General features: G+C 43.7%; 7 protein-coding genes. 5 read left to right on the top strand and 2 right to left on the bottom strand.

Annotated features, from left to right (window positions below; all coding sequences use genetic code 11):
- Positions 1-81: 81 nt before the first annotated feature.
- Entirely contained in the window at positions 82-1,572 is a 1,491-nt protein-coding gene (gene gppA / locus AAFM34_RS19505; RefSeq protein ID WP_341665697.1) for a guanosine-5'-triphosphate,3'-diphosphate diphosphatase, read from the bottom strand.
- Positions 1,573-1,580: 8 nt separating this feature from the next.
- A complete protein-coding gene (gene rhlB, locus AAFM34_RS19500; protein ID WP_341665694.1) occupies positions 1,581-2,882 on the bottom strand; it encodes an ATP-dependent RNA helicase RhlB in 1,302 nt (433 codons plus the stop codon).
- Positions 2,883-2,993: 111 nt separating this feature from the next.
- On the opposite strand from rhlB, the gene trxA reads away from it, so the two are divergent.
- From trxA to fre, 5 genes are all read left to right on the top strand, one after another.
- A complete protein-coding gene (trxA, locus tag AAFM34_RS19495; protein WP_341665692.1) occupies positions 2,994-3,320 on the top strand; it encodes a thioredoxin TrxA in 327 nt (108 codons plus the stop codon).
- 195 nt (positions 3,321-3,515) lie between these two features.
- Entirely contained in the window at positions 3,516-4,775 is a 1,260-nt protein-coding gene (gene rho / locus AAFM34_RS19490; RefSeq protein WP_114767716.1) for a transcription termination factor Rho, read from the top strand.
- A gap of 103 nt (positions 4,776-4,878) precedes the next feature.
- Positions 4,879-5,874 (top strand): hypothetical protein, encoded by a 996-nt coding sequence (locus AAFM34_RS19485; RefSeq protein ID WP_341665690.1) that lies wholly within the window; start codon positions 4,879-4,881, stop codon positions 5,872-5,874.
- Positions 5,875-5,956: 82 nt separating this feature from the next.
- Positions 5,957-7,810, top strand: a complete 1,854-nt coding sequence (ubiD, locus tag AAFM34_RS19480) for a 4-hydroxy-3-polyprenylbenzoate decarboxylase (protein ID WP_341665688.1) — start codon at positions 5,957-5,959, stop codon at positions 7,808-7,810.
- Between the two features lie 154 nt (positions 7,811-7,964).
- Entirely contained in the window at positions 7,965-8,678 is a 714-nt protein-coding gene (fre, locus tag AAFM34_RS19475; RefSeq protein ID WP_341665686.1) for an NAD(P)H-flavin reductase, read from the top strand.
- The last annotated feature ends 307 nt before the right edge of the window (positions 8,679-8,985 follow it).

Genomic DNA, 8,985 nt, shown 5'->3' with positions numbered 1-8,985 from the left:
ACTATTTTTAGTCGGTGCCAGCTTTCAGTTAAATGGGGCTCACCGCCAGCTTACGCTATTCTATGCTGGGCTTTTTGGTGTTTAATCGGTGGTAATTATAAGTGGCCAGCCAAGATCACTGTGTCGGTTGGCTTCTATTTCTAGTTCCGCTGCGATGAGAGGACTTGCTTCAAGCCAGCGAGAAGACATGGTAAGTGTCAGCTTATCCTTATCCGATGTCAGTCTGATTTTTGGTTCTAAATCAGGATTGCGCCTGTGTGAAAGTATCACTGCCAAACGAAGTAAGCGGAGCACTCGAGCGGCGCTGCTAGCAGACATGGCATGTTGTACTGGCAGAGGAGTTAGGTTTTCGCGGTAACGACGTACTATCTCACTCAAAAGCTGTTTTTGAGCTCGTGTATAACCTGGCAGATCTAGGTGTTGCAATAGATAGGCGCTATGATCCCCGCCTTTTTTGAAATCAATAGTTAGACCGATTTCATGTAACTTAGCGGCTGCTTCTAAAATTGCAGTGCCTTGCGCTTCCGGTATCCATTTGTCTTCACATTGATGGAGCAACTTACCAGCCAAGTTAGCCACTTGTTCGCCGTACGCTTTATCCAATTGGTAGCGACTTTGTACACTGGCTATGGTGCGAGCTTGAATGTTGTCTTTCTTTAGCTCATCAACCATTTCGTATACCAGCCCTTCGCGCAGTGCTCCGCCAGAGAGTGTCATCGAATCTATGTTTAGCAGCTCAAAAATTGCAATTAAAATAGAAAGGCCACTTGGGAACACAAGGGCGCGCTCTAGGGTTAAGCCTTCAATTTCAAGCTCTTCCAAGTGATCGGTGAGCATGGCCTGCTTTTGTAGGCGTTTGAGCTTGGTATGTGTGATGACCTCATCCATACCTTGTGCAAGCATTATTTCCTGCAAGGCTTGCACTGTACCTGAGGCACCGACACACACGTCCCAACCTATGTTTGTGTACTGGCTTAGTACTGGGTGTAGGGTTTTTTTGGCTGCGGCTATAGCACTTGCGAAGTTTTCAGCAGAAAGCTGTCGGTCTTTGAAGTGATTTTCTAGCCAAGTGACACAGCCCATTTTTAAACTATTGAGCACTTGAGCGTCAAACCCCTGGCCGATGATGAGCTCTGTACTTGCCCCGCCAATATCAACGACTAAACGACGCCCGCAGCCACCTGAAGTGTGCGCGACACCCTTGTAGATAGTCGCGGCTTCTTCCTTACCATCAATGACTTCTATGTCGTAGCCTAGTATTTGTTTGGCATGGCTAAGGAAGACATCTGTATTGGTCGCTGTTCTCAGTGTTGCCGTGCCGACAATGCGAATATTTTGCTTATCAATGTCTTGCAGGCGTTCAGCAAAGAGACTCAGACAGTCCCACCCCCTCTGCATAGCCTCTTGGCTCAAGCGATTGTTTGAGTCCAATCCTGCAGCTAGACGTACTTTACGTTTTATTTTCGCCATGGTTTGTATGCTGCCATCAATATGACGAGCAATCAGCATATGAAAACTGTTAGACCCTAGGTCAATGGCAGCATAAAGTGGGGATGACACTTCTTGTCTCATAAACGGCCTTATGAATCTTTACTGTGACGCTGACGAGAGCGGTTGTTTGAACGGCGGTTATTCGAGCGTGAACCACCAGTGTTAGTACGACGTTGCTGTGGTCGATTAGAACGCATACGTAATGGTGCCGGCAGATCTTGAATTAACGCCGACGCATCATATTCAGATACTGGAATGGTATGCTCTATATACTCTTCAATCGCGGGAAGATTAATGGCGTATTCTTCACAAGCGAAGCTAATAGAATGACCACTGGCACCAGCTCTTCCTGTGCGGCCTATACGGTGAACGTAATCTTCACAGTCGTCAGGTAGGTCATAATTGAATACGTGAGTGACTTGTGGGATGTGCAGTCCTCTGGCCGCCACATCTGTTGCGACAAGCAAATCAACCTCTCCACGAGTAAATTGCTCAAGGATCTTTTCACGTTTTTTCTGAGGTACATCCCCAGTGAGAAGCCCAACTCTATGTTGATCGGCGGCAAGGTGTCCCCAGATTGATTCGCATTTGTGCTTGGTGTTGGCAAATACTATCGCTCGCTCAGGCCATTCTTCTTCGATCAAAGTTTGTAGAAGAGTCATCTTATCTTCGTTTGACGGATAGAAGAGTTCTTCTTGGATGCGGTGACCTGTTTTTTGCTCTGGCTCAGCAGCAAGGTGTTCTGGGTTATGCATATGCTCGAATGCTAGCTCTTGAACACGATATGATAAGGTGGCTGAGAACAACATGTTTAGGCGTTGTTTGGGTTCTGGCATACCGCGGAAAAGGAAGCGTATATCTTTAATAAAACCCAAGTCAAACATGCGATCGGCTTCATCAAGGACGACGGCTTGTATGCTTTTAAGATTAAATACGCGCTGCTTATAAAAATCGATAATTCGACCTGTGGTGCCAATAAGAATATCAACACCTTGCTCTAGCTTCGACAACTGCTTGTCATAACTTTCGCCACCGTAAGCCAGTGCGGCTTTAATGCCCGTGCTCTCAATTAACGGCTTGGCATCATTATATATCTGGATGGCAAGCTCACGAGTCGGAGCCATTATAATAGCCCTAGGTTGTGTTGCCTTTCTACCTTCATGCTCTGGTGTGTTTAGAAGGTGGTTAAAAGTAGCAGTCAGAAACGCCAGGGTTTTCCCTGTTCCAGTTTGAGCCTGTCCTGCAATGTCTTGGCCGGTGAGCAGTACCGGCAACGCCAAAGCTTGAATTGGGGTACAAAATTCGAACCCTTTTTTATTCAAACCTTCAATAACTTGGGGGTGTAAACCCAAATCGGCGAACTTTTGCTCTGTGATATGCGTCTTTTTCATAGCTATAGAATATCAGCTTAAGCTTGCAATACGAAGGTAAATACATTCCAATAGGGCATCTAAATACTGGTTATCATCCAACCAGTCCGAAAAAACACATTGGAGTGTAAGATGAGTGATAAGATTTTGCAGCTAACTGATGACGGTTTTGAGAACGATGTAATCAATGCTGCAGGCCCAGTTCTTGTTGATTTTTGGGCAGAATGGTGTGGTCCTTGTAAAATGATCGCCCCTATTTTGGACGAAATCGCAGACGAGTACGAAGGTAAACTCACTATCGGTAAATTAAATATCGACCAAAATGCAGGTACTCCACCCAAATTTGGTATCCGCGGTATTCCGACCTTATTACTGTTTAAGGATGGTGACGTGGCTGCAACTAAAGTGGGCGCTTTGTCTAAAACTCAGCTTAAAGAGTTTTTAGACGCTAACCTATAAGTTGTTCCTGCGATGAGACCGTGCATTTTTATCGATGCACGGTTTTGAATATCAACAAAATCTAGACTAGGCTAGTATTTAGTGCTAGATTATCGCACGTTAAATAAACAAGTTTCTCTTCTTGGTCGATCCTGTGACCGAATTCATCTTAACTAAATAACAGATCCTATTTTGACTAAACAAGTATCCACCACCATGAATCTAACAGAACTGAAGAACAGACCAGTGTCTGATCTTGTCAAGCTGGGCGAAAGCTTAGGCCTTGAAAACCTAGCTCGCTTGAGAAAGCAAGACATCATCTTCGCCATTTTAAAAGCACACGCAAAAAGCGGAGAAGATATATTTGGCGACGGGGTTCTGGAAATACTTCAAGACGGCTTTGGCTTTTTACGTAGTGCAGACAGCTCATATTTAGCCGGTCCTGATGACATTTATGTTTCTCCGAGTCAGATCCGTCGCTTTAACTTACGTACTGGTGACTCAATTGCTGGTAAGATTCGCCCACCAAAAGACGGTGAACGATACTTTGCGTTGTTAAAAGTCAACACGGTTAATGATGATAAACCAGATAACGCACGTAATAAGATTCTATTTGAAAACTTAACTCCATTGCATGCCAATGAGCGTATGGTGATGGAGCGAGGCAATGGTTCAACAGAAGATATTACGGCACGTGTTTTGGATCTTGCTTCACCGATTGGTAAAGGTCAGCGTGGCTTGATTGTTGCGCCACCTAAAGCAGGTAAAACAATGCTGCTGCAGAATATCGCACAGAGCATTGCTTATAATCACCCTGAATGTGAGCTAATGGTACTTCTTATTGACGAGCGTCCAGAAGAAGTAACCGAAATGCAGCGTTTGGTGAAAGGCGAAGTGGTTGCTTCTACCTTTGATGAGCCTGCATCTCGTCATGTCCAAGTCGCGGAAATGGTGATTGAAAAAGCGAAACGCTTAGTAGAGCACAAGAAAGATGTGGTTATCTTGCTTGATTCTATTACGCGTCTTGCAAGAGCCTACAACACTGTTGTTCCTTCTTCAGGTAAGGTCTTGACTGGTGGTGTTGATGCCAACGCATTGCACCGTCCTAAGCGTTTCTTCGGTGCCGCTCGTAATGTCGAAGAAGGTGGTAGTTTAACCATTATTGCTACTGCTCTTGTAGATACAGGTTCTAAGATGGATGAAGTGATCTACGAGGAATTTAAGGGTACAGGTAATATGGAACTGCACCTAAATCGTAAGATTGCAGAGAAACGAGTCTTTCCTGCTATTGATTTCAATCGCAGTGGCACTCGTCGTGAAGAGCTTCTTACTAAGACAGACGAACTGCAGAAAATGTGGATTTTGCGTAAAATTGTTCATCCTATGGGAGAAATCGACGCAATGGAATTCCTGATTGATAAGCTTGCGATGACGAAAACTAATGATGAGTTTTTCGATGCAATGCGGCGTCAATAATAATTTGTGACTCATAACGCCATCGACGTTGTCGGTGGCGTTTTTGTTTGCATTCTCGTTTGATAAGCCGCACAATGAGGGAGAATGTTAAAAGGAGGTTAACATGCAACAAGGAATGTTGTCGTCGGTTCTCCTGTGTGCATCTTTATTCATCGGAGCTCCAAGTGCATTGGCAACCGAAATGCAGCCTAAACAAGTCCATCTGCTGATTGATAATCAACAAGTCAATAAAAAGGTGGCTGACTTACTGCAATCTGCGATTCAAGGTAATACAGACTCACTAAGCTTTGCGCTTGAAAGGATGGCGTTTCCCCAACAAGAGGTTGCTAGGTATCTATTGTTAAAGGCGATAGAAGCACAAAATATTCCCTTAACTCCTCAAATGGTCCTGTTTGTTGAACAGCAGAAAGCTATGGCCCCCATTTATCAAGTTATGGAAAGAGGGGAAGGGTATGAATTTTCTGTTCCTGCTTTTAATTACCCGGCAATCGCCAGTCGCATACTTAAACGGTGGAAGCAAGATACTTTAGCTTTAGAGTTTGTCCTGAAAGCTGAACGTGGAGAGCTGGATCTCAAACAGTGGTTGTCAGGTAATGAATATCAGCTTCAAGCAAAAGAAGCTCTATTCTTGCGTGAGCTTGATAATTTATCTCCTAACGCAGTCGATAACTTAGTATCCCAACTGACAGATGAAACAGTTACAAGTTGGTTACCTTCCTCGCAAATTATGGTTCGATTGGCTCAAGCTAGCCGAAATTCCGAAATCTATAAATTGCTTTGGTTAATGCGAGCCGATTTCCATAGCCAGTCAGAACTGAATCGTTTAGCTGAAGTTGGGGATGGTTTTTCTATTGTGCAAATTATGAATGCCTCATATAACCCTAGCCTTAAAGAGCAAGCGATCAAGGAGTTGGCGCGTATTAAGCCGATGAAAAAAGAGGTTAAAGCGTTTCTGATTGACCGAATGACTTTGCACGATGAAGCGTCGATGGTTGCTACTGAGCTTGCTAATCAAGGTTACTCTCCATGGCTTGAAGAGCTTGCGAGCGACAATCCTCAGGTACGTAGCCACGCTATTATGAATGCGTTATCACAATAGTATTAACTTTATTAAAAAGAGGGGTCGCGATATCTCTCTTTTTGTTATACTGCCCTCAGATTAATCAACTCACAGCAGATCTATGATTTTTAGGGATTTACGCGATTTTATTGTTCACCTCGAACGGGAAGGAAAGTTAAAACGTATTTCTGAACCTGTTGACCCACATTATGAGATGACAGAGATAAGCGACCGCGTATTACGCGCAGGTGGCCCTGCATTGTTATTCGAAAATCCAATTGGTTACGATATGCCTGTGCTTACCAATTTGTTTGGTACCGCAGAGAGAGTGGCAATTGGTATGGGGCGCAATGATGTGATGGATCTGCGTGATGTAGGAAAATTGCTATCTTATCTTAAAGAGCCTGAGCCACCTAAAGGGTTTAAAGATGCACTGCAAAAGCTTCCTGTATTTAGGCAAGTACTTAATATGCCAGTTAAAAGGTTACGTAATGCAGCGTGTCAGCAGATCATCTGGCAAGGTGATGAGGTTGATCTTGATAAGATTCCGGTGATGAGTTGCTGGCCTGACGATGTTGCACCTTTGCTCACTTGGGGATTAACTATCACAAAAGGGCCGCTTAAAAAGCGTCAGAACCTTGGTATCTATCGTCAACAAAAACTCAGTAAGAACAAAATCATAATGCGTTGGCTTGCTCACCGTGGTGGAGCGCTTGATCTTAAAGACTGGATGGAATCTAAACCAAATGAGCCTTTTCCAGTATCTGTTGCTTTTGGTGCTGATCCTGCCACTATTTTGGGAGCTGTTACGCCTGTGCCTGATACTTTGTCGGAATATGCCTTTGCGGGCTTGCTACGAGGGAACAAAACAGAGGTAGTGCGTTCCATCAGTAATAGTCTTGAGGTGCCAGCAAGTGCGGAAATTGTACTTGAAGGTTATATTGACCCCAATGAGTACGCAGATGAGGGGCCTTATGGAGACCATACCGGTTACTATAACGAAAAAGAAAGGCACCATGTTTTTACTGTTACTCATGTGACCATGCGCAAAGACCCGATATATCATAGTACCTATACTGGCCGCCCGCCGGATGAGCCTGCTGTATTGGGTGTGGCGCTTAATGAAGTTTTTGTGCCTATATTGCAAAAACAATTCCCGGAAATAGTTGACTTCTACTTGCCTCCCGAAGGCTGCTCTTACCGAATGGCTGTAGTGACAATCAAAAAGCAATATCCTGGCCATGCCAAACGGGTAATGATGGGGGTTTGGTCTTTCTTGCGTCAGTTTATGTACACCAAGTTTGTCCTTGTTTGTGATGAAAGTGTTAATGCTCGTTGTTGGAATGATGTTGTTAGTGCTATGTGTGAACACATGGAACCGATAACTGACACCCTACTAATAGATAATACACCGATTGATTCACTGGACTTTGCTTCTCCTGTCGTTGGGCTGGGTTCAAAAATGGGTTTAGATGCCACTATCAAGTGGGATGCTGAAAAGACTGGCCGGCCAGAGTTGTTGTCGGTGCCTAGAGAAATGGCAGTAGAAGATAAATTGGAACAGCTACGTGAAGCTTTTCCAGAGATAGTCGATATAGCTATACCAAGCTCTAGCCTAGCTAGCCATTTTGTGATTATTTCAATGATCAAAACACATGCTGGACAATCCCGATCTTTATTGGAAAGCCTATGGGAGCGTTTACAGCAATATCTTGATGCTAAATTTATCATTCTCTGTGATGATGATGTTGATGTTCATGATTGGAACGATATCATTTGGGCTATTACCACCAGAATGGACCCCTTACGTGATACATCAATGCTTGAAGCTAAAAATGGACAGGGCTCAAAGTTAGGGTTGGACGCAACGAAAAAGTTTTCGGGTGAAGTCACACGAGAGTGGGGGGTTCCGATTAAGAAAGACCCTCATTTAGTTGAGCGGGTTGACGAGAAGTGGAGTAAGCTCGGTATATGATATGCTATTGAAATATTATAGCGATATTGAATATATTTATGCGACAAGCTTCATAGTAATATCATTATAACTAAAACAAATGCGGCTATTTACTACTAGAGATAAGTGCCGTGCAAGATAGAGTCTACGTCGGCAAGTAGACCAGAGGAGTACCATGACCATCCAATGTATAGTGAAATCTATTGAGCCCTTAGCCTCTAATACATATCGGATTCTTTTGCATCCTGAAACGCCTGTGGAGTTTAAAGCTGGGCAATATTTAACTGTGGTGATGGGGGAAAAAGACAAACGTCCGTTTTCCATTGCAAGCAGCCCATGCCGTCATCACGGTGAGCTCGAGCTCCATATTGGTGCCGCTGAGCATAATGCTTATGCCATAGAAGTTGTTAATGTAATGCAAAAGGCTTTGGATGAGGAGTCTGAAGTGTGCATTGAGGCGCCTCATGGTGATGCCTGGATAAGAGAAGATAGCGATCGTCCACTACTTTTAATTGCTGGTGGCACAGGTTTTAGTTACGTACGTTCAATTTTGGACCACTGCATCGCGCAAAATAATGATAAGAATATTTATCTCTATTGGGGAGCGCGTGATGAGTGCCAGCTTTATGCAATAGAAGAGCTTAACGATATCGCTTCTAAATACGATAACATTCACTTTATACCAGTTATTGAGAAAGCCGATACTCGCTGGCAAGGTAAAACAGGCAATGTTCTGGCAGCTGTAGATGAAGACTTTGACCTACTCGATAATTATGACATTTATATTGCTGGTCGTTTTGAAATGGCCGGAGCTGCTCGTGAGCAGTTCACTCAAAGCAAAGGAGCCAAGAGCGAACAGATGTTTGCAGACGCTTATGCGTTTATTTAATGAGCGAAGCTCGGAATAATTTGACTAGGAATTAATCGAAAAGCTTTTGCTGACCATTTTTATTGAAATAAACACTTGCATAGTCACTCTGGCTCTCTATAATGCGCTCCCACTGACACGGGATAAGACATATGTTTTAAGCGTGTTAGTGAGGTTGAAAATAGCAATGAGAATTAATTTTAAAAAGTATTTGACTCTTTAAATTATATCGCTAGAATTCACCTCCGCTTTGAGAGATAAACATTTCAAAGCAACGCTCTTTAACAAACTAAACCTATCAATCTGTGTGGGCACTCGTTGATGATAA

The organism is Vibrio sp. (genome assembly GCF_038138445.1).
In the GTDB taxonomy this organism is placed as follows: Bacteria; Pseudomonadota; Gammaproteobacteria; order Enterobacterales; family Vibrionaceae; genus Vibrio.
This window is presented reverse-complemented; position numbering and strand designations above follow the sequence as displayed.

Excerpts from the sequence above, each read along its gene's own strand:
- gppA (WP_341665697.1), bottom strand. The coding sequence starts at position 1,572 with ATGAGACAAGAAGTGTCATCCCCACTTTATGCTGCCATTGACCTAGGG.
- rhlB (WP_341665694.1), bottom strand. The coding sequence starts at position 2,882 with ATGAAAAAGACGCATATCACAGAGCAAAAGTTCGCCGATTTGGGTTTA.
- trxA (WP_341665692.1), top strand. The coding sequence starts at position 2,994 with ATGAGTGATAAGATTTTGCAGCTAACTGATGACGGTTTTGAGAACGAT.
- rho (WP_114767716.1), top strand. The coding sequence starts at position 3,516 with ATGAATCTAACAGAACTGAAGAACAGACCAGTGTCTGATCTTGTCAAG.
- AAFM34_RS19485 (WP_341665690.1), top strand. The coding sequence starts at position 4,879 with ATGCAACAAGGAATGTTGTCGTCGGTTCTCCTGTGTGCATCTTTATTC.
- ubiD (WP_341665688.1), top strand. The coding sequence starts at position 5,957 with ATGATTTTTAGGGATTTACGCGATTTTATTGTTCACCTCGAACGGGAA.
- fre (WP_341665686.1), top strand. The coding sequence starts at position 7,965 with ATGACCATCCAATGTATAGTGAAATCTATTGAGCCCTTAGCCTCTAAT.